The sequence below is a fragment of the Xenorhabdus beddingii genome, assembly GCF_002127545.1.
GTDB classification, from domain to species: Bacteria; Pseudomonadota; Gammaproteobacteria; order Enterobacterales; family Enterobacteriaceae; genus Xenorhabdus; species Xenorhabdus beddingii.
Genome location: NZ_MUBK01000033.1, coordinates 1 through 23,142, shown reverse-complemented (window position 1 = coordinate 23,142; position 23,142 = coordinate 1). Strand labels below are relative to the sequence as shown.

The 23,142-nt window shown below is 44.8% G+C and carries 20 protein-coding genes, 9 tRNA genes and 1 pseudogene; 19 read left to right on the top strand and 11 right to left on the bottom strand.

What is annotated here, in order from left to right; translation table 11 throughout:
- The first annotated feature begins 171 nt into the window (after nt 1-171).
- From cysP to cysM, 5 genes are all read left to right on the top strand, one after another.
- A complete protein-coding gene (gene cysP / locus Xbed_RS16145) occupies nt 172-1,209 on the top strand; it encodes a thiosulfate ABC transporter substrate-binding protein CysP (RefSeq protein WP_086113910.1) in 1,038 nt (345 codons plus the stop codon).
- Entirely contained in the window at nt 1,209-2,039 is an 831-nt protein-coding gene (gene cysT, locus Xbed_RS16140; protein WP_086113909.1) for a sulfate/thiosulfate ABC transporter permease CysT, read from the top strand. Before cysP ends, cysT begins: the two co-directional genes overlap by 1 nt.
- Complete coding sequence (cysW, locus tag Xbed_RS16135; RefSeq protein ID WP_086113908.1) at nt 2,039-2,899, top strand: sulfate/thiosulfate ABC transporter permease CysW; 861 nt, start codon at nt 2,039-2,041, stop codon at nt 2,897-2,899. The genes cysT and cysW overlap by 1 nt, the downstream gene beginning before the upstream one ends.
- Nucleotides 2,896-3,984 carry a sulfate/thiosulfate ABC transporter ATP-binding protein CysA gene (cysA, locus tag Xbed_RS16130; protein ID WP_086113907.1) on the top strand — a complete coding sequence of 363 codons (1,089 nt, stop codon included), beginning with the start codon at nt 2,896-2,898 and terminating at the stop codon, nt 3,982-3,984. The genes cysW and cysA overlap by 4 nt, the downstream gene beginning before the upstream one ends.
- A gap of 131 nt (nt 3,985-4,115) precedes the next feature.
- A complete protein-coding gene (cysM, locus tag Xbed_RS16125) occupies nt 4,116-4,997 on the top strand; it encodes a cysteine synthase CysM (RefSeq protein ID WP_086113906.1) in 882 nt (293 codons plus the stop codon).
- Between the two features lie 252 nt (nt 4,998-5,249).
- Here cysM and crr read toward each other — a convergent pair whose 3' ends face one another.
- From crr to cysZ, 5 genes are all read right to left on the bottom strand, one after another.
- Nucleotides 5,250-5,759: a PTS glucose transporter subunit IIA gene (gene crr / locus Xbed_RS16120; protein ID WP_086113905.1), complete on the bottom strand. Its 510-nt coding sequence runs from the start codon at nt 5,757-5,759 to the stop codon at nt 5,250-5,252.
- A 173-nt stretch (nt 5,760-5,932) separates the two neighbouring features.
- Entirely contained in the window at nt 5,933-7,660 is a 1,728-nt protein-coding gene (gene ptsI / locus Xbed_RS16110; protein WP_086113903.1) for a phosphoenolpyruvate-protein phosphotransferase PtsI, read from the bottom strand.
- A 126-nt stretch (nt 7,661-7,786) separates the two neighbouring features.
- Entirely contained in the window at nt 7,787-8,044 is a 258-nt protein-coding gene (ptsH, locus tag Xbed_RS16105) for a phosphocarrier protein Hpr (RefSeq protein WP_086113902.1), read from the bottom strand.
- Nucleotides 8,045-8,486: 442 nt separating this feature from the next.
- Nucleotides 8,487-9,440, bottom strand: coding sequence for a cysteine synthase A (gene cysK / locus Xbed_RS16100; protein ID WP_086113901.1), 954 nt, complete (start codon nt 9,438-9,440; stop codon nt 8,487-8,489).
- Between the two features lie 301 nt (nt 9,441-9,741).
- Nucleotides 9,742-10,518, bottom strand: a complete 777-nt coding sequence (gene cysZ, locus Xbed_RS16095) for a sulfate transporter CysZ (protein ID WP_086113900.1) — start codon at nt 10,516-10,518, stop codon at nt 9,742-9,744.
- 220 nt (nt 10,519-10,738) lie between these two features.
- Here cysZ and zipA point away from each other — a divergent pair, with 220 nt between their 5' ends.
- From zipA to Xbed_RS16075, 4 genes are all read left to right on the top strand, one after another.
- Entirely contained in the window at nt 10,739-11,677 is a 939-nt protein-coding gene (zipA, locus tag Xbed_RS16090) for a cell division protein ZipA (RefSeq protein ID WP_086113899.1), read from the top strand.
- Nucleotides 11,678-11,739: 62 nt separating this feature from the next.
- On the top strand, nt 11,740-13,758 hold the full coding sequence (gene ligA, locus Xbed_RS16085; RefSeq protein WP_086113898.1) for an NAD-dependent DNA ligase LigA: 2,019 nt from the start codon (nt 11,740-11,742) through the stop codon (nt 13,756-13,758).
- A gap of 170 nt (nt 13,759-13,928) precedes the next feature.
- Nucleotides 13,929-15,119, top strand: a complete 1,191-nt coding sequence (locus Xbed_RS16080; RefSeq protein ID WP_086113897.1) for a NupC/NupG family nucleoside CNT transporter — start codon at nt 13,929-13,931, stop codon at nt 15,117-15,119.
- A 104-nt stretch (nt 15,120-15,223) separates the two neighbouring features.
- Nucleotides 15,224-15,445, top strand: coding sequence for a DUF3820 family protein (locus tag Xbed_RS16075; protein WP_086113896.1), 222 nt, complete (start codon nt 15,224-15,226; stop codon nt 15,443-15,445).
- Between the two features lie 235 nt (nt 15,446-15,680).
- Here Xbed_RS16075 and Xbed_RS16070 read toward each other — a convergent pair.
- The 3 genes from Xbed_RS16070 to gltX form a co-directional block, all read right to left on the bottom strand.
- Nucleotides 15,681-15,756 (bottom strand) — tRNA-Ala (locus tag Xbed_RS16070).
- Nucleotides 15,757-15,817: 61 nt separating this feature from the next.
- A tRNA-Ala gene (locus tag Xbed_RS16065) sits at nt 15,818-15,893 on the bottom strand.
- 206 nt (nt 15,894-16,099) lie between these two features.
- On the bottom strand, nt 16,100-17,527 hold the full coding sequence (gene gltX, locus Xbed_RS16060; RefSeq protein ID WP_086113895.1) for a glutamate--tRNA ligase: 1,428 nt from the start codon (nt 17,525-17,527) through the stop codon (nt 16,100-16,102).
- Between the two features lie 270 nt (nt 17,528-17,797).
- Between gltX and Xbed_RS16055 the strand changes: the two genes are divergently transcribed.
- From Xbed_RS16055 to Xbed_RS16025, 7 genes are all read left to right on the top strand, one after another.
- A tRNA-Val gene (locus Xbed_RS16055) sits at nt 17,798-17,873 on the top strand.
- Nucleotides 17,874-17,907: 34 nt separating this feature from the next.
- Nucleotides 17,908-17,983 (top strand) — tRNA-Val (locus Xbed_RS16050).
- Nucleotides 17,984-18,043: 60 nt separating this feature from the next.
- A tRNA-Val gene (locus Xbed_RS16045) sits at nt 18,044-18,119 on the top strand.
- Nucleotides 18,120-18,161: 42 nt separating this feature from the next.
- Nucleotides 18,162-18,237, top strand: a tRNA-Lys gene (locus tag Xbed_RS16040).
- A gap of 30 nt (nt 18,238-18,267) precedes the next feature.
- Nucleotides 18,268-18,343: transfer RNA gene (locus Xbed_RS16035), tRNA-Lys, on the top strand.
- 30 nt (nt 18,344-18,373) lie between these two features.
- Nucleotides 18,374-18,449: transfer RNA gene (locus Xbed_RS16030), tRNA-Lys, on the top strand.
- Between the two features lie 22 nt (nt 18,450-18,471).
- Nucleotides 18,472-18,547 (top strand) — tRNA-Val (locus tag Xbed_RS16025).
- Nucleotides 18,548-18,649: 102 nt separating this feature from the next.
- Here the strand turns inward: Xbed_RS16025 and Xbed_RS16020 are convergent.
- Nucleotides 18,650-19,021 carry a YkgJ family cysteine cluster protein gene (locus tag Xbed_RS16020; RefSeq protein WP_086113894.1) on the bottom strand — a complete coding sequence of 124 codons (372 nt, stop codon included), beginning with the start codon at nt 19,019-19,021 and terminating at the stop codon, nt 18,650-18,652.
- Nucleotides 19,022-19,270: 249 nt separating this feature from the next.
- Nucleotides 19,271-20,218, bottom strand: a complete 948-nt coding sequence (locus Xbed_RS16015) for a glycosyltransferase family 9 protein (RefSeq protein ID WP_086113893.1) — start codon at nt 20,216-20,218, stop codon at nt 19,271-19,273.
- A gap of 416 nt (nt 20,219-20,634) precedes the next feature.
- On the opposite strand from Xbed_RS16015, the pseudogene Xbed_RS16010 reads away from it, so the two are divergent.
- From Xbed_RS16010 to Xbed_RS16000, 3 genes and pseudogenes are all read left to right on the top strand, one after another.
- Nucleotides 20,635-20,950 (top strand): annotated as a pseudogene (locus tag Xbed_RS16010) (glycoside hydrolase family protein); the annotation flags it as partial.
- Nucleotides 20,951-20,957: 7 nt separating this feature from the next.
- Nucleotides 20,958-21,431, top strand: coding sequence for a lysis protein (locus tag Xbed_RS16005; RefSeq protein ID WP_086113892.1), 474 nt, complete (start codon nt 20,958-20,960; stop codon nt 21,429-21,431).
- On the top strand, nt 21,412-21,654 hold the full coding sequence (locus Xbed_RS16000; RefSeq protein ID WP_086113891.1) for an Acb2/Tad1 domain-containing protein: 243 nt from the start codon (nt 21,412-21,414) through the stop codon (nt 21,652-21,654). Before Xbed_RS16005 ends, Xbed_RS16000 begins: the two co-directional genes overlap by 20 nt.
- Nucleotides 21,655-21,764: 110 nt before the next feature.
- On the opposite strand, the gene Xbed_RS15995 is transcribed toward Xbed_RS16000, so the two are convergent.
- Nucleotides 21,765-23,142: hypothetical protein (locus Xbed_RS15995; protein ID WP_208612260.1), on the bottom strand; the 1,378-nt coding region annotated here is incomplete at its 5' end.

The following is a 23,142-nucleotide window of genomic DNA, read 5'->3' as shown; positions in this document are numbered from 1 at the left end:
AACTATCCTGTTATAAAGATTCTGGATACAGTATACCTTTCATCTTTCAAGTTGCTGCTTTGTTGACTACGCACACTCACCTCAGTGGCTTCCCTGCCGTTGTTCTGCGACTTGAAATCTATTGGATATCGAACAAATTATTGTCTGAATGCGTGATGGGTAAGGTGCTGGATGAAGAGAGTGGCAATAAAAATGAAATTATTAAGCGGATTGGCTGCCCTATCACTTTGGTTCAGCCTCAACGCTTATAGCACCAACGCCTTGGCTGTCGAATTGCTGAATAGTTCTTATGACATTGGGCGAGAACTATTTTCCAGCTTGAATCCGGCATTTGAGAAACAGTGGAATGAGCAGCACCCACAGGATAAATTGACGATTAAACAATCCCATGGGGGTTCATCTAAACAGGCACTGGCGATTTTGCATGGGTTGCGTGCGGATGTCGTCACTTATAATCAAGTCACGGATATTCAGGTTCTGCATGATCGTGGCAATTTCATCCCCGCCAATTGGCAACAGCGTTTGCCGAATAACAGCGCTCCCTATTATTCCACAATGGCTTTTTTGGTACGCAAAAATAATCCCAAACAGATCCGGAATTGGGATGATCTGGTGCGTAAGGACGTGAAATTGATTTTCCCAAACCCAAGAACCTCAGGCAATGGGCGTTATACCTATTTGGCGGCATGGGGAGCCTTTCAACAACAAAATCCGCAGGAACCAGAGAAAGTGCGTCAACAGATGTTGCGTCTTTTGCAAAATGTAGAGGTGTTTGATACGGGAGGGCGTGGCGCAACGACGTCCTTTATCGATCGGGGGCTGGGGGATGTTTTGATTAGCTTTGAGTCTGAGATCAATAACATCCGTAAACAATACGGTGAAGACCATTATCAGGTGATCGTGCCTCCAGTCAATATCCTGGCTGAATTCCCCGTGGCCTGGGTAGATAAAAATGTCCAGAAAAACGGTACGGAAGCGGCAGCCAAAGCGTATTTAAATTATCTGTATAGCCCCGCAGCACAGCAGATCATCGTCAGTTTCAATTATCGTGTGGTTGATAAAGAGGTCATGGCAGCGCAGCAGTCCCGTTTTCCGGCAACCCAGTTGTTTCGGCTGGAAGCGCAGTTCGGTAGCTGGCCTCAAGTGATGAAAACGCATTTCAACGCAGGTGGGATGTTTGAGCAATTATTGATGGAAGGACGTAAATAATGTGGGGGGCCAGCAAACGTGTCTTGCCCGGATTTGGGCTGAGTTTGGGCAGCAGCCTGTTTTATACCTGCCTTATCTTATTATTGCCATTAAGTGCCTTGGTGATGCAGTTATCCAGCATGACATGGGGCCAATACTGGCAGGTGATTGCTAACCCACAGGTTGTTGCTGCTTATAAGGTAACACTGTTGGCAGCTTTGGTTGCCAGTCTATTCAATATGGTGTTTGGCATGTTGATGGCATGGATATTAACGCGCTATCAATTTCCGGGGCGCAGTTTACTTGATGGTTTGATGGATTTGCCGTTTGCCTTGCCAACGGCAGTGGCAGGGTTAACCTTAGCGACGCTGTTCTCTGCAACCGGATGGTATGGTGCCTGGTTAAGTGACTTTGATATTAAAGTCGCCAATACTTGGCTGGGTATTGCGGTGGCAATGGCATTTACCAGCCTGCCTTTCGTTGTTCGCACAGTACAGCCGGTTCTTGAAGAACTCGGCTCTGAATATGAAGAAGCGGCACAGACTTTGGGAGCAAGCCGTTGGCAAACGTTCCGGCGGGTTATTTTGCCGGAGGTTTCACCCGCATTGATTGCCGGAACAGTGCTCTCTTTTACCCGCAGCCTGGGGGAGTTTGGGGCCGTCATTTTCATTGCAGGCAACATTGCCTGGCAAACGGAGGTTGCCTCCCTGATGATCTTTGTTCGTCTGCAAGAATTTGACTATCCGGCTGCCAGCGCAATTGCTTCGGTCATCCTTGCCGCGTCATTACTCCTCTTGTTTAGTGTCAATATATTGCAAAGCCGCTTTGGAAAACGGATAGGAGGACGTTAATGACGGAATTTTCTGCATATACCGTGGCGCAGCGTTCCCCGATCAATTGGGGAAAATGGTTACTGATTGGCTCCGGCCTCTTTTTTTCGGTTCTATTGTTGGTGATACCGATAGCCTGGATTTTTTTGACTGCCTTTTCCGAAGGGCTGGATATCGTTCTCCAGAACCTTCTCGACTCCGATATGCTGCACGCTATTGGGTTAACAGTGATGATTGCGCTTATCACGGTGCCCATTAATGTGGTTTTTGGTGTCATGACGGCATGGTTGGTGACACGTTTCCAATTCCCCGGCAGACAACTATTGCTGACGTTAATTGATATTCCGTTTGCCGTTTCACCGGTTGTCGCCGGGCTGCTTTATCTCCTGTTTTATGGTGCCAATGGTTGGCTGGGAAGTGGGTTGGCGGATTATGACATTCAATTGATGTTTTCATGGCCTGGAATGGTATTGGTCACGGTATTCGTAACATGTCCGTTTGTGGTGCGTGAATTGGTGCCGATGATGTTGAGCCAGGGCACTCAGGAAGATGAGGCCGCCATATTGTTAGGCGCTTCTGGCTGGACGATGTTCTGGCGTGTGACATTGCCGAATATTCGTTGGGCCTTGTTGTATGGTGTTGTTTTGACCAATGCGCGGGCGATAGGCGAATTTGGCGCGGTGTCCGTAGTATCGGGTGCGATCCGGGGGGAAACCTATACGCTACCTTTGCAGGTTGAACTTCTGTATCAGGACTACAACACCGTGGGTGCATTTACGGCCGCCGCTTTATTGGCAGTGATGGCAATTGTGACTCTGATTGTCAAAAGTGCGCTGCAATGGCGTTTAAGCCGTCAGCAAGGGGATGGGAACAGGATATGAGTATTGAAATCAGCAAAATCAGTAAATCTTTTGGTCGTGCTCAGATACTGAATGAAATTTCACTGGATATTGAATCGGGTGAAATGATTGCCCTGCTTGGGCCGTCAGGTTCGGGTAAAACGACATTGTTGCGGATTATTGCGGGGCTTGAACAGCAGAATGCCGGTCAACTGAAATTTCATGGTCAGGATGTCAGTCGGGTACATGCGAAAGATCGGCAGGTTGGGTTTGTATTTCAACACTATGCCCTGTTTCGCCATATGACAGTCTTCGATAACGTGGCTTTTGGCCTGACTGCGCTTCCCCGCCGTCAGCGTCCCAGTCGTGAGTCACTGCGTAGTAAGGTGATGGCACTGCTCGATATGGTGCAATTATCCCATTTGGCTGACCGTTATCCATCACAGCTTTCTGGTGGGCAAAAACAACGGGTCGCGCTGGCAAGGGCACTGGCGGTAGAACCCCAGATCCTTTTGTTGGATGAGCCATTTGGTGCCTTGGATGCACAGGTACGCACGGAATTGCGTCGTTGGCTGCGTCAGCTTCATGAAGAATTGAAATTTACCAGCGTATTTGTCACTCATGATCAGGAAGAGGCGATGGAGGTGGCGGATAGGGTGGTGCTCATGAACCACGGGCAGATTGAACAGGTTGGAACACCGCAACAGGTGTGGCGTGAACCAGAGAGCCGTTTTGTCCTTGAGTTCATGGGGGAAATCAATAAATTACGCGGTGAAATTAAGGGTTCACAGCTCTGGGTGGGTGGGAAAATTTTCCCATTAAATATTACGCCCTTGCATCAAGGAAATGTTGATGTTTTTTTCCGCCCGTGGGATATGACGCTCAGTAAACAGCCGACCGCTTCTTGTCCCTTGCCAATTCAAATCGTGGAAGCGAGTCCGCATGGGCATTTTTCTCTCTTATCTGTGCAACCGATAGGATGGGGCGATGAATTGCTTACTGTTGTTTGGCAGGATAATTCCTCTATTCCGGCCAGAGGGGATTATTATTTTATTGGTGGAACAGGCGCTCGCTTATATACAGGGGATTTGCCACTGAAAGTTTTAAGATTAGCCGAATCTGCCTGACTTGACCGATTTCTATATTCATCCCTGTTTCCCCTGATCAAAGGAAACAGGGATTTTTTGCTTAATATCTTGCTACCGTTTTCTGAATATGATTATTTGGTTATCCATTTTCATCTGAATTAGGTAATGCTGTGGCAAGTTTGGAAGATTTTATAGGTAATACACCGTTGGTAAAATTACAGCGGCTCACAGAAGGTATTAATGCGGAAATTTGGGTAAAGCTGGAAGGTAATAATCCAGCCGGCTCGGTAAAAGACAGGGCAGCGCTTTCAATGATCCGGCAGGCAGAATTGCGGGGAGAAATCACCCCCGGCGATGTTTTAATTGAGGCAACCAGCGGGAATACTGGCATTGCGTTGGCTATGATCGCAGCCGTCAAAGGATATCGGTTAAAATTACTGATGCCTGAAAATATGAGCCTTGAGCGCCAGGCATCAATGCAGGCTTATGGTGCTGAATTAATTTTGGTCAGTAAAGAGTTGGGCATGGAAGGTGCGCGAGATCTGGCCCAAGAAATGGAGAAAAATGGAGCGGGAAAGGTTCTCGACCAATTTAATAATACGGATAATTCACTGGCACATTTTAAAACGACTGGCCCGGAAATTTGGCAGCAAACGCAAGGCCGGATTACACATTTCGTTTCCAGTATGGGAACAACCGGCACGATTACCGGTGTGAGTCGTTATCTGAAATCTCAATCAAATAAGGTGCAAATCACGGGGTTACAACCTGCGGAAAATAGCCATATTCCCGGCATTCGTCGTTGGTCTTCGGTTTATATGCCGGGTATTTATCAGAAAGAGCTGGTGGATCAGACGTTGGATATCACCCAAGTGGAAGCTGAAACGACCATGCGGTTATTGGCGCAGCAAGAAGGGATTTTCTGTGGTGTCAGCTCTGGTGGGGCGGTTTCCGGGGCGCTACGTATTGCGGCTGAAAATCCGGGTGCCGTTATTGTGGCCATTATTTGCGATCGCGGTGATAGGTATTTATCGACTGGGGTGTTTAATTAAGCGTTTTTTATCGGGAGGAGTGCAGTGATTGCATAAAAAATCGCCTCTGTGTTATCAGATCAAATATACCCGTCATACTTCAAGCTGCCTCTTTGTTGGCTACGCTCACTCACCCCGGTCACATAGTTAGCTATGCTCCCGGGGATGAGCTCCCTTGCCGCCGCGATGCAACTCGAATTATTTTGGGTATAAGTAAAAATACCTGATAAAACAGTGGCGATTTATGAACCATCCACAAACTAAGATGGTCGGTTACTTTTTGATGCGCATGATGACAGATTCACCGACGACAACGGATCCACTGACCTTAGATAACTCTTTAATTTCGTCCATGTTGGAAATAACAACAGGAGTTAAGGTTGATTTAGCTCTTTCTTCCAGAAATGCCAAATCAAACTCTAGAACCAAATCGCCTTTCTGTACTCGCTGGCCTTCCTCAGCAATGCGCTTAAAACCTTCGCCTTTCAGTTCAACGGTATCAATACCAAAATGGACGAATAGCTCAATGCCGCTATCGGATTCGATAGAAAAAGCATGGTTAGTTTCGAAGATCTTACCAATGGTGCCATCAACAGGAGCAACAATCTTATTGCCGGCCGGTTTAATGGCGATGCCATCCCCCACGATTTTCTCGGCAAAAACAACATCCGGAACATCTTCGATATTGACTATTTCACCCGATAACGGGGCGATAATTTCAATACTGCCGCTGTTTTTTTTATCGTCTGAAACCAGAGATTTCAATTTATCAAGCAGACCCATGAATCTTCTCCTAATTGTTTTAATGGGACCGTGTGCTGGCTATACCCGTCATACTTCAAGCTGCCTCTTTGTTGGCTATGCTCACTCACCCCGGTCACATAGTTAGCTATGCTCTCGGGGATGAGCTCCCTTGCCGCCGCGATGCAACTCGAATTATTTTGGGTATAATACATTTAGCAGAGTGTTTTTTCTCTGGTAAAAGTATCAACCAAGTCCATCAATTCCTGCGCTGTTGGCTGAGTTAAAGCCTGTTCTGCCAGTGCCTTAGCATCATCGTAATGGGTATTACGGATGAGCTTTTTAATACCTGGAATTGATATAGCACTCATGCTGAACTCATCCAATCCCATGCCCAAAAGCAACAGTGTGGCACGCTCATCACCGGCAAGTTCTCCACACATGCCAGTCCATTTACCTGCTGCGTGTGAGGCATCAATAACTTGCTTGATGAGGTTCAACACTGCAGGTGACATTGGGTTGTAAAGATGAGAAATCAGCTCATTACCACGGTCTACCGCAAGAGTATACTGAGTTAGATCGTTTGTCCCAATACTAAAAAAGTCAACTTCTTTCGCAAGATGATGAGCAATGGTTGCAGCAGCCGGTGTTTCCACCATAACGCCAACTTCAATCGATTCATCAAATGCCTTATTTTCATTGCGTAATTGTTCTTTGAGCAACGCTAATTCAGCCTTCAATTCCCGTATCTCTTCGACTGAAATGATCATCGGGAACATAATGCGAAGTTTACCAAATGCAGAAGCTCTCAGAATAGCACGTAATTGAGAATGTAAGATCTCTTTACGATCAAGGCAAATGCGAATTGCACGCCAGCCAAGGAATGGGTTTTCTTCTTTTGGCAGATTCATGTAAGGCAGGTCTTTATCACCACCGATATCCATTGTGCGAATAACGATGGATTGGTTGCCAACGGCTTCCGCAACGGCTTTATAGGCTTCAAATTGCTCGTTTTCAGTTGGCAGGGTATCGCGATCCATAAACAGGAATTCGGTACGGTATAAACCGATACCTTCAGCCCCATTGCGCTCGGCTCCCTTGACATCACGAACGGTCCCAATGTTGGCACAAACTTCGACCTGATGCCCATCCAGCGTGATGGCAGGTAAATCTTTCAGCTTTGCCAGCTCGGTTTTTTCTGCCAGATATTCACTTTTCGCTGTTTTCAGTTGCTCGATTTCGGTATCAGATGGGTCCACGTAAATTTGGTTGTTGACCGCATCAAGGATCAGGTAACTGCCGTTTTTGATCTGTTTGGTCGCCTTGCTCGTACCAACAATGGCCGGTAATTCCAAAGAGCGGGCCATGATGGACGTGTGGGAAGTACGCCCTCCCAAATCGGTAATGAACCCCAGCACTTTCTCCAGATTGAGCTGCGCGGTTTCCGATGGTGTCAGATCACTGGCGACCAGAATGACCTCTTCGTCAATCGAGCCTAAATCGATAATGGGCATATCCAGAATATTTTTCAGCAAGCGCTTACCGATATCGCGAACATCGGCGGCACGTTCTTTCAAATATTCATCATCCAGTTCTTCCAGAGCCTTGGCCTGATCTTCAATGACGGAATCAACGGCCGCATCTGCGGTTGCCAGATTTTTCTTGATAAGAGTCACAATTTCCTGCTCTAACTCTTCATCTTCCAGCAACATAATATGGCCTTCGAAGATTTCCGCCTTTTCTGCACCCAAGTTTTTTTCGGCTGTTTGTCTAATGATTTCTAACTGTGCGGAAGATTTGTCGCGGCCTTGTTTAAAGCGGGAAATTTCTTGTTCGACCTGTTCAGGAATAATTTTTTTATGATTGATAGTGATAGGGTCTTCTTTCAGCAATAATGCCTTACCGAAAGCAATGCCTGGTGATACTAAGATGCCTGAAATCATACTATATGACCTTACTGCGGATGATTACCTTTCATTAAGCCTTCAGGGGGGAGGCTCTGAATATCCCCGGATTCTATTGATCCGGGGATTGACTGCATGAAATAAATGGGTTTGATAAGCGGATGATTATTCCAATTCACCCATCAGCTTAACTAAATGCTCAACAGCCTGTTGTGCATCTTCGCCTTCAGCAGCAATGGTTACGACTGTACCTTGAGTCAATCCCAGCGTTTGTAGTTTAAACAGGCTTTTCGCGCTGGCAGACTTGCCTCCAGAAGTCAGGGTAATGTCAGAAGAAAAGCCTTTTGCTTCTTTGACGAACTGTGCAGCAGGACGAGTATGGAGGCCGTTTGGTGCAGTAATAGTAACTTCTTGCTGGAACATAGTATTTCCTCAATAACTTAAATATGTGTTGAACAGCCAAGAGAATTCTAAAGTTAGTGTAATTGAATCCGCTTTGGCTTGTACAACCGTTAAATTGATAATGAAATAAAGAACCTTCCCTTCACCCTTCAAGCTGTGATTCAGTTGCATACAACTTGAAATTTGTTGAACTGTATTAAATCATTATCAAAAAATTAACACACTTGATGCATTCAATTGTTGAGTTGGTGTTAATACACGCCAGTCGCGTCATAGCTGAATGGAATAACCTCTTCGGTGCTTTTTCGGCGATTAATTTCGTGCATCAAAATAATTACTGGTTAAATACTAAAGCTACTTAAATAAATCATCTAGGAAAGTTTTAAACTTTGATCTGATGCACAAAAAAGCACCCTCAAGGTGCCTTTTTGTCAATATAATGGAAAATACGACTGAGTGATTTTCAATCACCGGGTAAATCGGCAAACAGTGCCGTACTGAGATAACGTTCAGCGGAAGAAGGTAAAATCACCACAATATTTTTGTCTTTGTATTCATCTTCTTGCGATAACCGGAGCGCCGCCGCAACCGCAGCACCTGAAGAAATTCCGGCAAGAATTCCTTCTTTTTCAGTCACTTCGCGCGCTATTTGAATTGCATCTTCATTGCTGATTTTAAACACACGGTCAACTAATGTTAAATCTAAGTTATCAGGAATGAAACCCGCGCCGATCCCCTGAATTTTATGGGGGCCTGGTTTAAGTTCTTCGCCGGCCAATTTTTGACTGATAACAGGTGAATCTTCCGGTTCCACTGCCACGATAGTCACCGGTTTGCCACGCGTATTTTTTAAGTATCGGGCAACGCCGGTGATAGTACCGCCGGTTCCGACACCCGCAACGAAAACATCCACATTGCCGTCGGTATCTTCCCAAATTTCAGGGCCGGTGGTTTTTTCGTGGATCTCAGGGTTGGCGGGATTGCTGAATTGTTGCAGGAGAACATAACGGCCGGGATCGCTGTCATGGATTTCGTTGGCTTTTTCAATGGCACCTTTCATGCCTTTCGCACCTTCAGTCAGCACCAGATTGGCGCCCAGTACTTTCAGCAACTTACGGCGCTCAAGACTCATGGTTTCCGGCATGGTTAATGTCAGTTTATAACCACGAGCCGCTGCAACATAAGCAAGTGCAATCCCGGTATTGCCACTGGTCGGTTCAATAAGTTCTTTATCTTTGGTTAAGATGCCGCGTTTTTCTGCATCCCAAATCATATTGGCACCAATGCGGCATTTTACACTGAAGCTGGGATTACGGGATTCTACCTTCGCTAAGATGCGGCCATCAGCGAAATTTTTTAAGCGTACCAGCGGAGTGTGGCCAATAGTTAACGAATTGTCTTCATAAATTTTGCTCATTGTTCGATTGCCCTTAAAATACCGTCAAATACTGATTAACCATACGCTAACATCCCGTTTATGGAAATAAAGTTTCAATCTATCCTTATTATATAAAAGAATATTAGATGACCATTTTATATTGTTTAGGTTATTTATGCTGGGTATGATTGTGTATCATTTTTAGGCTAAAAAGAGTTAATTCTGCGGAAGACAAGGCAACGATGAAAATGATGGCAGGGTAACCCTGACATATTCGCCATGTGTCAGGGTATTTGCCGTAAGAGTGAGTCGTTGCAAGTAGAGGCAGGGTTAAATCATCTTAGTTTGGTGGTCTGTGATTCAGGGCGTGTTGGGCGCGATAACGATCAACCCACATAGCCGTAGCGCCACAGACCGCGACGGGCATAATAAACAAATTCACGATAGGGATCATGGTCAGTATGCTTACCGCAGCACCAAATTGCAGGTTGTCAATTTTGTCTTGTCGCAACGTGCTGCGCATGGCGGAAAAACTGACTTTATGATTATCAAACGGATAATCACAGTATTGGATCAACAGCATCCACGCGCTGAAAATAAACCAAAGGACGGGCGCGATGGTTTGGCCGATCCCGGGGATAAAATAAAGCAACAATAGAACCAGCGCGCGCGGAATATAGTAAAGAATTTTCACCAATTCACGCTTTAAAATGCGGGGAGTGTCTTTGAGTAAGCCGATAATGCCAGTATCCGGTGCCGGTATGCCTGTCAGGTCGGCTTCCAGTTTTTCGGCCAGCAAGCCATTGAACGGTGAAGCGATAAAATTAGCCAAGGTGCTAAAGAAATAAGTAAATATCAATAAGATAGAAATAACTGCCAGCGGCCAGATCAAAAAACTTAACCACTGCATCCAGTTTGGTATTTTATCGAGAGTCCATTGTATCCAGCTATCCAGCTTCTGATATAGCCACCAAAATGAACCCCCCAGCAATAAGATATTGGCCAATAAGGGTAATAAAACGAATCTCTTAATGCCAGAGCGGGTTATCAGCCGCCAGCCTTGCGCAATATAATGAATTCCCCCGAGATGTTTTGGCAATTTTGTTGAATTCGTCATATTTTCTTATTCTCTCCTAGATGATTGAGACGGTATGATATAGGCAGGATTTTCGACTGACCAGTCCTTTTGTGTGTAAAAAACATCCGAAAAAACAGCGGATATCTCTCTTTATGGTAAGAAAAGTAGGTAGAGACTTGCACTTGTCTTATTTGACAAATACTCTTATCTAAAGAATATTCCGCCGTAGTGGCAATTAATTTAAACAACAGAGATAGCAATGATGCAGGATTTGCGTCTGATATTAATCGTTGTTGGTGCGATAGCCATAATAGCTTTGCTATTACATGGGTTGTGGACCAGCCGTAAAGAGCGTTCATCACTCTTTCGTGATCGCCCAGTTAAACGTCATAAACAGGAGCGACAGGAAGAGCTGGGGGATAATGATGGCGACGAACTGCTTGATAATATGCCAAAATCACATGCTCAGGAGCCGGTAAAACCGCATACTGAACATCGTGCGGAGCCTGTTATCGAACGTCGTGTGCCGGAGTCATCAATGGCCATGCCTGATGATGGCTCTGATCCTTTACTTGCAGGGCGTCAGTCTGACACGTCAGCAGCAGAAGTTAAGGTTGCCGGTGAGCAACTGGAAGAGCCTCAGCTTGGGTTGTTCGATCCGGTTGAACAGCAAGGCACTGCAGCCGCAGGGTCGGCCGCTGGGATTGTCGGAGAAGAGCCGGTTGAACAGCCACAAGCAGCAAAAAATGAAGCGTCGGCTGAATCCGGGCAAGCCAAAAGAGAGACCGTGCTGGTGCTGCATGTTGCCGCTCATCATGGGCAGGAACTGAATGGTGAAGTGTTATTTCAAAGCATTTTGCAGGCAGGTTTCCGCTTCGGTGACATGAATATCTTTCATCGTCACTTGAATCCGTCAGGCAGCGGTGCGGTATTGTTCAGTTTGGCCAATATGGTAAAACCCGGTTCGTTTGACCCTGATCGAATGGCCGATTTTACGACTCCCGGTGTCTCCATATTTATGCTTGTGCCTTCATATGGTGATTCCAATCAGAATTTTAAGTTGATGTTGCAGGCAGCGCAACGCATAGCCGCCGATGTGGGAGGCGTAGTGCTGGATGGTGAACGCAAGATGCTGACACCACAGATGATAGAACTTTATAAGTCACGTATCCGCAATACGCTTAATGTCGGTGAATAAACCCCTCTTTATTAGTATCAGACCCCCGCTATGCGGGGGTTTTTCATCTCTGGTGAGAAGTCATGAAAAATATTACCCAAAAAATCAACAAACTAAGAACAACATTGCGTCATCATGAACATTTGTACCATGTTATGGATGCGCCAGAGATCCCTGATGCCGAATATGATCGTCTGATGCGGGAATTAAAAGCCTTGGAGGAGCAGCATCCCGAGCTGATTACCGCTGATTCTCCCACACAACGTGTTGGTGCCGCCCCGTTAACTGCGTTTGAGCAGGTGCGCCATGAGATCCCAATGCTGTCTTTGGATAACGTATTTGATGAAGAGAGTTATCTGGCGTTTGACAAGCGTGTTCGTGATCGTCTGAAAAACAGCCGGGATTTGGTCTTTTGCTGCGAGCTGAAACTTGATGGTCTGGCTGTCAGCTTACTCTATGAAAATGGGGAATTGGTACAGGCCGCGACTCGTGGAGATGGAACCACGGGAGAGAACATCACTGCCAATGTGCGTACCATTCATGCCATTCCCTTGCGCCTGACCGGAGATCATATTCCTGCCCGTGTTGAAATTCGTGGTGAAGTGTTCATGAAACAGGCCGGGTTCGAAAATCTTAACGCAGAAGCCCGTCGCACAGGTAATAAAGTATTCGCTAATCCCCGCAATGCGGCGGCGGGATCTTTGCGCCAGCTTGATCCACGCATTACGGCCAAACGTCCACTCACTTTCTATTGTTATGGTGTCGGGGTTCTGGAAGGTGGGGAATTGCCGGCAAGCCACTATGAACGTTTGATGCAGTTCAAACAGTGGGGATTGCCTGTCAGTGACAAAATCACATTGTGTCAGGGCACTCAACAAGTGATGGATTTTTACCATAGCATTGAAAGTCAGCGTCCGGCTCTGGGTTTTGATATTGATGGCGTTGTCGTGAAAGTTGATGCCCTTGAATTGCAGGAAACCCTGGGATTTGTTGCCAGAGCACCGCGTTGGGCGACCGCTTTCAAATTTCCGGCCCAAGAACAGATGACCCTCGTGCGTGATGTTGAGTTTCAAGTAGGGCGTACCGGTGCGATTACACCGGTTGCACGTTTGGAACCGGTGTTAGTGGCGGGTGTGACAGTCAGTAATGCCACACTGCACAATGCGGATGAAATAGAGCGTTTGGGTCTGCGTATTGGCGATACGGTGGTGATCCGCCGGGCAGGAGATGTTATTCCACAAGTCGTGGGTGTTGTTCATCAGAGCAGACCGACGGACAGTCAGGCCGTGATCTTTCCCGAACATTGTCCGGTTTGTGGTTCAGATATTGAGCGTGTCGAAGGGGAGGCCGTGGCGCGTTGTACCGGGGGATTGTTCTGTGGAGCGCAACGCAAAGAAGCGTTGAAACATTTCGTTTCCCGTCGAGCCATGGATGTTGATGGCATGGGTGAAAAAATCATTGAGCAGCTCGTCGATAAGGAGTATGTCAAAACTCCCGCCGATCTTTTTCGCCTGACGGCCGGAATATTGACGGGGCTTGAGCGCATGGGGCCTAAGTCTGCGCAAAATGTTATTAATGCCTTGGAAAAAGCCAAGAAGACGACCTTTGCTCGTTTTATCTATTCCTTGGGCATTCGTGAAGTTGGTGAAGCGACTGCAGCCAATCTGGTTTCTCATTTTGGCACACTGGAAAAACTGCGTGCCGCAGATATTGAAGCACTGATTGCGGTGCAGGATGTCGGAGGGATTGTTGCCAGCCACGTGGTGAATTTCTTCAATGAACCGCACAATCAAGAGGTGATTGACGATTTGGTCAACAATAGTGGCATCCATTGGGAATCTGCCGAACGCCCGGATTCTGCTGAAATTGACAGTCCATTTGCCGGTAAAACCGTTGTATTGACGGGTTCATTAAGCCGTCTCTCCAGAGATGAAGCCAAAGATAAGTTGATAGCCTTAGGTGCAAAAGTAACAGGAAGTGTTTCGAAGAAAACCGAGCTGGTTATTGCAGGTGAAGCGGCGGGTTCTAAATTAGCGAAAGCCAATGAATTGGGCATTCCTGTTATTGATGAAGAGGAAATGCTCCGTTTATTGGCTGAATAATACGTGCTCCACTTAAAAGCATGACCGGGAAAGTGTGATCGGGTTGGCTAAATAGAATTTTGTCGCCGCTTAGATAGTAAATTAGTGTGATAATCATCAAAATTTACTATTATACGTTACATAATAGTACAGTTATAAATTTGCTCAGCATGGTATTCGGAGTTCATTTTATGTCCCATATTTTTCATTTTTTCCTCGCATTGGCCGTGATTGGTGGCCTGGCGATTTTCGCGAGTAATAGTCGAAAGGATATTCGGTTTCGCTATATTATTCAGTTGATTATAATCGAACTCTTTCTGGCATGGTTCTTCCTGAATTCTGACGCTGGCTTGGGAATAGTTAAGGGATTTGACAATTTATTTGTCCATTTACTGTCCTATGCAGCAAAAGGCACCAGCTTTGTTTTTGGTGGCATGATGGACGCGAAGTTAGCGTTTTTCTTCCTGAATGTATTGTGCCCTATCATTTTCATCTCTGCCCTGATCGGTATTTTGCAACACTTCAAAATATTGCCCATTATCATTCGTGCGATAGGCTCAGTACTGTCTAAAATCAATGGCATGGGCAAACTGGAATCTTTTAATGCGGTGAGTTCGTTGATTCTGGGACAATCAGAGAACTTCATTGCTTACAAAGATGTGTTGGGCAAAATGTCTGAGCGTCGGATGTATACGATGGCAGCAACGGCAATGTCTACGGTATCAATGTCTATCGTAGGTGCTTACATGACAATGCTGGATGCAAAATACGTTGTGGCGGCGCTGGTGCTCAATATGTTCAGTACCTTTATTATCCTGTCGCTCATCAACCCTTATTCTGTTGAGAGTGAAGAAGAAATTCACATGAGCAACCTCCACGAGGGGCAAAGTTTCTTTGAGATGCTGGGTGAATATATTCTGGCGGGCTTCAAAGTTGCTTTGATTGTCTCTGCGATGCTGATTGGCTTTATTGCCTTGATTGCGGGTATCAACGCTGTTTTCCATCTGATATTTGGTATTACTTTCCAAGAGTGTTTGGGGTATGTGTTCTATCCGTTGGCATGGATCATTGGTATCCCAAGCGATGAAGCATTGAAAGTGGGCAGTATCATGGCGACTAAGCTGGTTTCCAACGAATTTGTGGCGATGCAGAGCCTGCAAGAAATTGCAGCCCAATTGAGTGAGCGTTCAAAAGGTATTCTGTCCGTATTTTTGGTTTCCTTTGCTAACTTCTCATCCATTGGGATTGTTGCCGGTGCCATTAAAGGACTCAATGAAAAACAGGGGAATACAGTGGCACGTTTTGGCCTGAAACTGCTGTTCGGGTCAACGTTGGTGAGTTTCCTGTCCGCAGCAATTACTGGACTGATTTTGAGTCTCTGATTTATTCCATTGTTGGATTTGATAAGAACAACCGAAAGTGGCGTCTTGGCAGATGCCACTTTTTTATAGAGCATTTTTCATGACAAACTAACGGGGCTGACATAATGAACAAAGAAAATTTGCTGGAGATAGCCAACACCGCCATGCCATTTGGTAAATATAAGGGGCGGATGCTGATTGATTTGCCGGAAGAGTATTTATTGTGGTTTTCCCGTAAGGGAGAGTTCCCGCAGGGAGAACTGGGTGAATTGATGGCAATGACCCTTGCGATAAAAATTGAAGGTTTGGATTCGCTGGTAAAGCCATTGAAAAAACCTAATAGTTAAAGAAACGCTCACCTTTTTCTGTGAAAGTTTTTGTCCCCGTTATTGTTGCTTGAGTGATATGAGTTTCTTTATCACTTGTTGAGTCGAATTAATATCTTACCTGATTACCACTGGTGCTTTTTACGCGATTGATGAGTGCGGATAGGGTAGCTACAGGCATGGTGGTACGGAGATGGTAAGTACAGACAGATAAGAAAAATCCCTGAAAACTTGCGTCTTCAGGGATTTAGAATTTTGGTGGAGCTAAGCGGGATCGAACCGCTGACCTCTTGCATGCCATGCAAGCGCTCTCCCAGCTGAGCTATAGCCCCACAAATGTGGTTCAGGTTTTGAATTCCAAATCTTACTGTTCAAGATGAAAGAGTAAGTATTTGGTGGAGCTAAGCGGGATCGAACCGCTGACCTCTTGCATGCCATGCAAGCGCTCTCCCAGCTGAGCTATAGCCCCAAATCAAAATCCTGTGGAACGGGGCGAATCATATGAGACCCAGAGAATTCTGTCAATGGATTCATTAATATTCCCGGTGTAAGCGCTGAAAAAGCCACCAATGACCCATTTTGATAGCAAAAAATAAAGGCACTGCAATTAAATTGAGTACCTTTATTGTTCACGTCATATCTACGTAACGTTATCTACGTCAGCTAAACGACGACTTATTGCGCCTCACGCTGGGCGATATAAGCCAGAGCCTGATCAATACGAGACAGAGAACGCGCTTGATTGATGGCATAAATGGTCACATCAACACTGGGTGATTGGCCTGCACCTGTTACGGCAACACGCAGTGGCATTCCCACTTTACCCATACCAACTTCCAATTCATCAGCCGTTGCCTGAATGGCGTGATGGATATTTTCGGGTGTCCATTCGGTAATGGCTGCCAGTTTTGCACGAGCCACTTCCAATGGTTGACGAGCAACAGGGCGCAAGTGTTTTTTCGCTGCATCTGCATCAAACTCAGCAAATTCTTCATAGAAGTAACGGCAGGAGCCAGCCATCTCTTTCAGCGTCTTGCAGCGTTCACCCAGCAATTTAATCAAATCAACCAGTTCCGGACCAGTACGAGTATCAATACCTTGCTGTTCAATATGCCAGGCTAAATGCACTGCCACTTTTTCAGCCGGCAGGGTATTGATGTAATGATGGTTCAACCATTGCAACTTTTCAGTATTGAAGGCACTGGCTGATTTGCTGATAGCATCAAGGCTAAACAGCTCAGTCATTTCTTCAACGCTGAAAATTTCCTGATCACCATGTGACCAGCCCAGACGAACCAGATAATTCAACAGTGCTTCTGGCAGATAACCATCATCGCGGTACTGCATTACGCTGACGGCACCGTGACGTTTGGACAATTTTTTGCCATCGTCACCCAGGATCATCGAAACGTGGGCATATTCAGGAACCGGTGCACCGAGAGCTTTCAGGATATTAATCTGACGTGGCGTATTGTTGATGTGGTCTTCTCCACGAATAACATGGGTGATTTCCATATCCCAGTCATCGATCACAACACAGAAGTTATAAGTTGGTGAGCCGTCGGTACGGCGAATGATCAAATCATCCAGTTCCTGATTGCTGAATTCAATCGAACCACGGATGCTGTCATTGAAAATGACGGAACCTTCCTGCGGGTTGCGGAAACGAACAACATGAGGTTCATCGTGATGCAGTTCATCATGGTGTTGGCATTCACTATCACGGCAACGGCCGTCATAACGTGGTTTTTCACCGTTTGCCATCTGAGTTTCACGTAATTGCTCCAAACGCTCTTTAGAACAATAGCAGCGGTAAGCGGTATTTTTCTCCAGCATGTCATCAATCACTTGATTATAACGGTCGAAACGTTTGGTCTGATAATAAGGGCCTTCATCCCAATTCAGATTTAACCAGTTCATCCCGTCCATAATTGCGTCAATGGCTTCTTGAGTGGAGCGCTCCAGATCGGTATCTTCAATGCGAAGAACAAACTCGCCTTTATTGTGACGGCTGTATAGCCAGGAATAAAGAGCAGTACGCGCACCACCAACATGGAGATAGCCTGTAGGACTTGGTGCAAAACGGGTTTTCATTTTACTCATCGGGAATTGCCTTAATTACGTTTCTCTTTTTTGGAGAGCGTTTTGGATGATTGAAGTAACAATAGTGGGGGTTATTTTATCACTGCACTTCAATTCCTCAATGGCGTTTACGGTAGGTTATTGAGAAAAGCTAAAAGGCATCGCCTAAATGATAACCTTAAGTGATTATAATTGTTTCGTTCTGTTTAATTTTACGACGAACGAATGTTTTAGCAATAAAAACCGTTGACTCACCCTGAACTATCCCTATAATGCGACTCCATCACGACGGGGCGATTAGCTCAGTTGGTAGAGCATCTCCCTTACAAGGAGGGGGTCATCAGTTCGAATCTGGTATCGCCCACCATATTTCTCGTCGTGATAAAAATGATTTTATGATTGGGCGATTAGCTCAGTTGGTAGAGCATCTCCCTTACAAGGAGGGGGTCATCAGTTCGAATCTGGTATCGCCCACCAATCATAAATCAGTGGTATAGATGTCATTATAGTCATCATGAGTCGTGATTTTCATGAAGTGGGCGATTAGCTCAGTTGGTAGAGCATCTCCCTTACAAGGAGGGGGTCATCAGTTCGAATCTGGTATCGCCCACCACTTCATTAGATTGCTTCGCAATATCACATTGATATTCAGAATGGGTCGTTAGCTCAGTCGGTAGAGCAGTTGACTTTTAATCAATTGGTCGCAGGTTCGAATCCTGCACGACCCACCATTCAAATATCAAAACCAGAATTATCTAATTGGGTCGTTAGCTCAGTCGGTAGAGCAGTTGACTTTTAATCAATTGGTCGCAGGTTCGAATCCTGCACGACCCACCATTTAGATATCAAAAACAGAATTACCTAGTTGGGTCGTTAGCTCAGTCGGTAGAGCAGTTGACTTTTAATCAATTGGTCGCAGGTTCGAATCCTGCACGACCCACCATTTAGGTATGAAAGTATGAAGTGGGCGATTAGCTCAGTTGGTAGAGCATCTCCCTTACAAGGAGGGGGTCATCAGTTCGAATCTGGTATCGCCCACCACTTCATCTCAAGTTTTGTTTCCCGCTAAATTCTTATCTAACACTCTTTTCCCAATCGTATTTCTCATCAATCAGTTGCTTTTTTGTTGACCATAATAATCCGCTATGTCTGAGGTTTCGGCAGGGGAGGAAGACCGTAAGCAGCCCTGGCACGATCACAGCTTTCATTATAATCGCCAGTTTCCCAAGTTTGAGTAAATTCTCTACACGGGGAAGGTCTTTTATCATAAATAGAACAGGAAACTGATTGACCTATTTCACCGCACAAATTGATACATCGTGGTTGAAGTTCATTTGTGCCTTTCATGCACCGCATGAAATCGTTTAATTTTTCCGTCATAGAGATGGGCACTGTACCGCCACCATCTTCGGCTTCTGCCCAGTAAAATGAAACGCGAAAATAAGCACAACAAGCACCACAGCTTATACAGGGATTATCCCGTCGTTCAGATTGAGAAGTTAATGTTTGACTCATACCCGATGTCACTATCTGATGTTTAAGACATACACTCAGGTAAAATTACCTTATCCTCAAAAGCTCATTTCCCGATGGAAAGAGGATCTCTTTAAAAAGAGATTATGTTACCAAATGATATTTTTCTTCAAGATAAATTTATTTTGTTTATATTTATTTGAAATTATTGAACTATTATTTTTGACTTCAAAAGGAGTTGATTTTTATCATGAATTATAACTATGTTTATTATATTCTGATGGAGCTATCTCATTTTTCAAGTAAAGAAAAAATAGCAGAGTAGATTCTATCCAGATCAATATTATTGACATTTTCTGGATCATATAAAGTGATACATCTATCCTTAGTTGCCAGTGGAGCCCAGTTCTCAGGTTTTGTCACACCATAAAGGGCAACAAGTTTTTTCTGTAACGCAGCCGCTAAATGACAAATGCCTCCATCACCTACAATAATTAATGTCATGCTATTTAATAAAGATAAAAAAGAATGTAGAGAATCAGAGATGACAATGTCACTATTTTCGCCAATGCGTGCTTTTAGATCCTCAGCTAAAGAAATATTTTTGTTAAGTGAAGAAATAATAAATTTTGCCCCTGGATAGTAAATGCATATTTCATGTGAAATTAAAGCAAGGCGCTCATTATTGAGCAGGCTACTTTTTCTATTGTTAGAAACAGAAAATAAAATCACAGGAAAGGGATGTTCAGTAATCTGGCTATTATTTTTCATTCTAATGTGCGGAAGCAGATCAGAAGATAGATTTTTCTCGTTTGGTGAGAATGTACGTAATACTTTTAGTGATTGATGATAACCCATGACTTGATCTGGCTTCATCGGGTGGTTGATTAATTTAGAGTGCCAGTGTTTATCTGTAACAACAGCATAACGATTTTTAGCACCGAGCAGCCATAAAAAGAGATTATTCAGTTTCATCGGGGTTGGTTTAGCTGAGATCGCAATATCAAATTTCTCTCGACGGGATTTTAACACGGTTTTAAAAATGGATACGTATTTATTTCCTTTGGGGATAAGGATTATATTTATGTCAGGGAATAAATAATTAGCCAGTTCAGTATTACCTGAATCAATAAATAGATTAATTTCTGAGTTTGGATATTCCTTCTGTAAAAATTTTATTAATGGCTGGGTACAGATAAGATCACCAAGCCCATTTCGTCGTAATATAGCTATTTTCATGTAGGATTTATCAAGTTAAATTTTATTATTTACAATTCAATTAACTATAACTAAAAATATAAGTTAATGGTATTAAGTTTTTGCTATTGGATGAAAAATTTATTTACGTTCTATCGTCCGACGGGATTTACTGAGCAGCTTCGAGGCATTAATAATACTGATTTTTCCTTGTGCCACCTTGGTGTTCACATTACTTCCGTGGACAAGAATTCACACTTTTAACTGCATTTTTCTAGCCATAGATCGAATAGGGGAAAAGACCCACCCGAGAGAGATAGCAACTGCCCTCAATCTACCAGTTTATGCACCTATGGGTTATATAGAAATCCTTTTCAGGTACAGTGATGAAAACAGACCGGCGCACCCAACGCACTGTTTTTTTCTGAAGGATCCTCAAAATCGCTCACTTCGTCTCCCCTGTTCGCCAGGGGATGAAATTGACACCTAACCAGTGCCAAAACCTCAACGTCAAAGAAGCAGAACAAGCCATTGACTGACGTGCAGGCCGCAGATATTGCCAGTTTCTGCCCGTACAACATTGGTCCCGGAAAATGTTTTTCTTCTACGTTCTACCGGAAATGCAACGCAGGGGACGAAACTGGAGCCTGTGCCGAAATCAAACGTTGGATATTTGACGGAGGCAGAGACTGCCGCCAGATCAGAGTTCAGGTGAACGGCTGTTACGGTCAGGTAGAGCGACGCGCTCAAGAATCAGAGTTAACGTGCTGGGGCTGGATGAATGAAGTTCAATTTCATCTACGCGACTGTTATCACCCTGATTATTGCCTCAGCCGCAGCATTATTATATCGCGCTGGATACAAGAAGCAGATCAGCATCAATGACGGCCAAACGATCGAAATCCAGCAACTGATCGACACCATCAACTATCAGAACACGCACATTGAAATGCTGCATGAGATGGATGCAAAACATCTACAGGTACTCGCCAATGCCAAATCTGAAATTGACACTCTTCGGGCTGATGTTGCCGCTGGTCGTCGCAAGCTGCGCATCAAGGCCACCTGTCCCGTGCCTGAAACCGTTACCTCCGGCAGCGTGGGCGATGCAACCACCGTCGAACTCACTGGAGAAACTGGATCAACTGTTCTCGATATCCGAGAAGGTATCATCAACGACCGGGCAAAATTAAGATATTTGCAAGAATATGTTAAGGCTGAATGCAGAGGAAACAATGGAAAACCAACATCGTAAAATCAACGGCTATCGTGAATTAACCCAAGACGAAATTGATTGTATGAATAAAGTTAAGGCGCTAGGGGAAGAACTGGGTCGACTTTATGATTATCTGGCAACCACGAACGTGCAAACGGGAAATCATCAAATTGATATGCGTTGGTTAAACGAGGGTCGTACTGATTTGCAAAAGGGAATTATGTGCTGGGTTCGTGCGGTGGCTCAACCAACAACATTCTGACATAGACCTGTCTGCAACCTCAGAGCAAATAATTCCAGGGTTGCAGGAGTATGTTAGGACGCAGTGTGGGTGAGCCCCTAGGACTCAGAGGCTGAGGCTCATCACTTACTCTAAGACCTCTTAGGGAAACGCCCTGTTTTGGGATCGTAGACGTGGAGGTAACCATCGTCTTCTTGGTAAGTTGGATAATATTGCGGGTATCGGTCCACATGGGGTTGTGCAGGAAAATAAGGAGCAGGGCGAGGATGAGTTGTTCTCTGGAAGCTAGTGGCTCCGCTGACTTGGGCTGGTTGTGTGTGTTGCTGTTGTCCCTGATGCCTTATTGGGCTGCCAGCTTGAGTACGGGAAAGACCTGAAGTGCCCGGTTGATCTCCTGTCGATACATTCGATGGTTGAAATTGTGGGTTGAACCCAGAAGAGCCGGGTTGACTTCCAGATGCAGATTGCCCAGCCGGTCGTTGAAAGTGTTGATTGTGACTCAGTAGCCTTGCTTGTTGCATTTGTTGCTGCTGCCCCGAAGGATGAACATTGAATATCATGAATTCATTGAGTTCATCCATAAGAGACTGTGTTTGGGGAAGTAGGCGATGAGAAGCTGGAGGCTGTGGATTCAAATTAGGAAGGTTGGAGCTATGGATTTCAAGTGCATGATACGAGCGAAGAAATTGAGGCCCCTCAATCGGGAAAGAGTGAGATGTCCAATGAGCTTTCAGTTGATTTCTTAGGGTTAGCTCTTTTGCTAATATTTCTGCAATAGGACTCATGTCTTGTGGAGGTTTACTCCATAGTGCAACTTGAAGTTTATCTAGTATAAGTTCTCTATATGAATCTATCGTTATAGGGCAATCGCCATGACCAACAAGAATCCGCTCTGTTCCGTATTTACCGCCGTGTTTCTCTCCGCGTGTTTTGGCAAGCTTTATTTGAGTGATTTTATTTGATTGAAGCCAGATAGATTCAGTTGAAAGAACATTTTCAAAGCCAAGTGCGCGTAATTTTCGTATTATCGCCATTTCTATTGATGCTTTTTTTTCTTTTGGATTTATATCCAATGCTTGATAAAGAATACTCAGCCTTGCAACTCGGATAAATAGTGTAGGGACTCCGTTGTTATTACCTTCTAATAATACTTTAGAGCCGTTTTCATCACGAAGATTTACTAGTGCCTCAAACCGCTTCTTCAATATTTCAGTTATTTGAGTTTGAGCAGGCATAACCACCTCCAAAAAACAACCTATTTGCAACAATACATAAACCCCTTTGCAACAAATAACAAGCGAATAATTCTGAACAATTAGTACCTCTCTGAAACTAAAATCAATATTTCTTTGCCCATTCCCTTGAGTGGCTAAAGGAATATCAATAACCCATGCTGCTTCTCCGTTCTCACCGCGTACCCAACGCACACGGATTGGCGGCATTTTTATTTGCGCCGGGTTATCGCCGTCTGCCTGTATGAGCCATGACATGTTTCCTTTCACATCGAGC

Coding starts and splice junctions, on each gene's coding strand:
- cysT (WP_086113909.1), top strand. CDS start 1,209: ATGTGGGGGGCCAGCAAACGTGTCTTGCCCGGATTTGGGCTGAGTTTG.
- cysW (WP_086113908.1), top strand. CDS start 2,039: ATGACGGAATTTTCTGCATATACCGTGGCGCAGCGTTCCCCGATCAAT.
- ligA (WP_086113898.1), top strand. CDS start 11,740: ATGAAAAATATTACCCAAAAAATCAACAAACTAAGAACAACATTGCGT.
- ptsH (WP_086113902.1), bottom strand. CDS start 8,044: ATGTTCCAGCAAGAAGTTACTATTACTGCACCAAACGGCCTCCATACT.
- ptsI (WP_086113903.1), bottom strand. CDS start 7,660: ATGATTTCAGGCATCTTAGTATCACCAGGCATTGCTTTCGGTAAGGCA.
- Xbed_RS16020 (WP_086113894.1), bottom strand. CDS start 19,021: ATGAGTCAAACATTAACTTCTCAATCTGAACGACGGGATAATCCCTGT.
- Xbed_RS16005 (WP_086113892.1), top strand. CDS start 20,958: ATGAAGTTCAATTTCATCTACGCGACTGTTATCACCCTGATTATTGCC.
- cysA (WP_086113907.1), top strand. CDS start 2,896: ATGAGTATTGAAATCAGCAAAATCAGTAAATCTTTTGGTCGTGCTCAG.
- Xbed_RS16080 (WP_086113897.1), top strand. CDS start 13,929: ATGTCCCATATTTTTCATTTTTTCCTCGCATTGGCCGTGATTGGTGGC.
- Xbed_RS16015 (WP_086113893.1), bottom strand. CDS start 20,218: ATGAAAATAGCTATATTACGACGAAATGGGCTTGGTGATCTTATCTGT.
- Xbed_RS16075 (WP_086113896.1), top strand. CDS start 15,224: ATGAACAAAGAAAATTTGCTGGAGATAGCCAACACCGCCATGCCATTT.
- gltX (WP_086113895.1), bottom strand. CDS start 17,527: ATGAGTAAAATGAAAACCCGTTTTGCACCAAGTCCTACAGGCTATCTC.
- cysK (WP_086113901.1), bottom strand. CDS start 9,440: ATGAGCAAAATTTATGAAGACAATTCGTTAACTATTGGCCACACTCCG.
- crr (WP_086113905.1), bottom strand. CDS start 5,759: ATGGGTCTGCTTGATAAATTGAAATCTCTGGTTTCAGACGATAAAAAA.
- zipA (WP_086113899.1), top strand. CDS start 10,739: ATGATGCAGGATTTGCGTCTGATATTAATCGTTGTTGGTGCGATAGCC.
- Xbed_RS16000 (WP_086113891.1), top strand. CDS start 21,412: ATGGAAAACCAACATCGTAAAATCAACGGCTATCGTGAATTAACCCAA.
- cysP (WP_086113910.1), top strand. CDS start 172: ATGAAGAGAGTGGCAATAAAAATGAAATTATTAAGCGGATTGGCTGCC.
- cysZ (WP_086113900.1), bottom strand. CDS start 10,518: ATGACGAATTCAACAAAATTGCCAAAACATCTCGGGGGAATTCATTAT.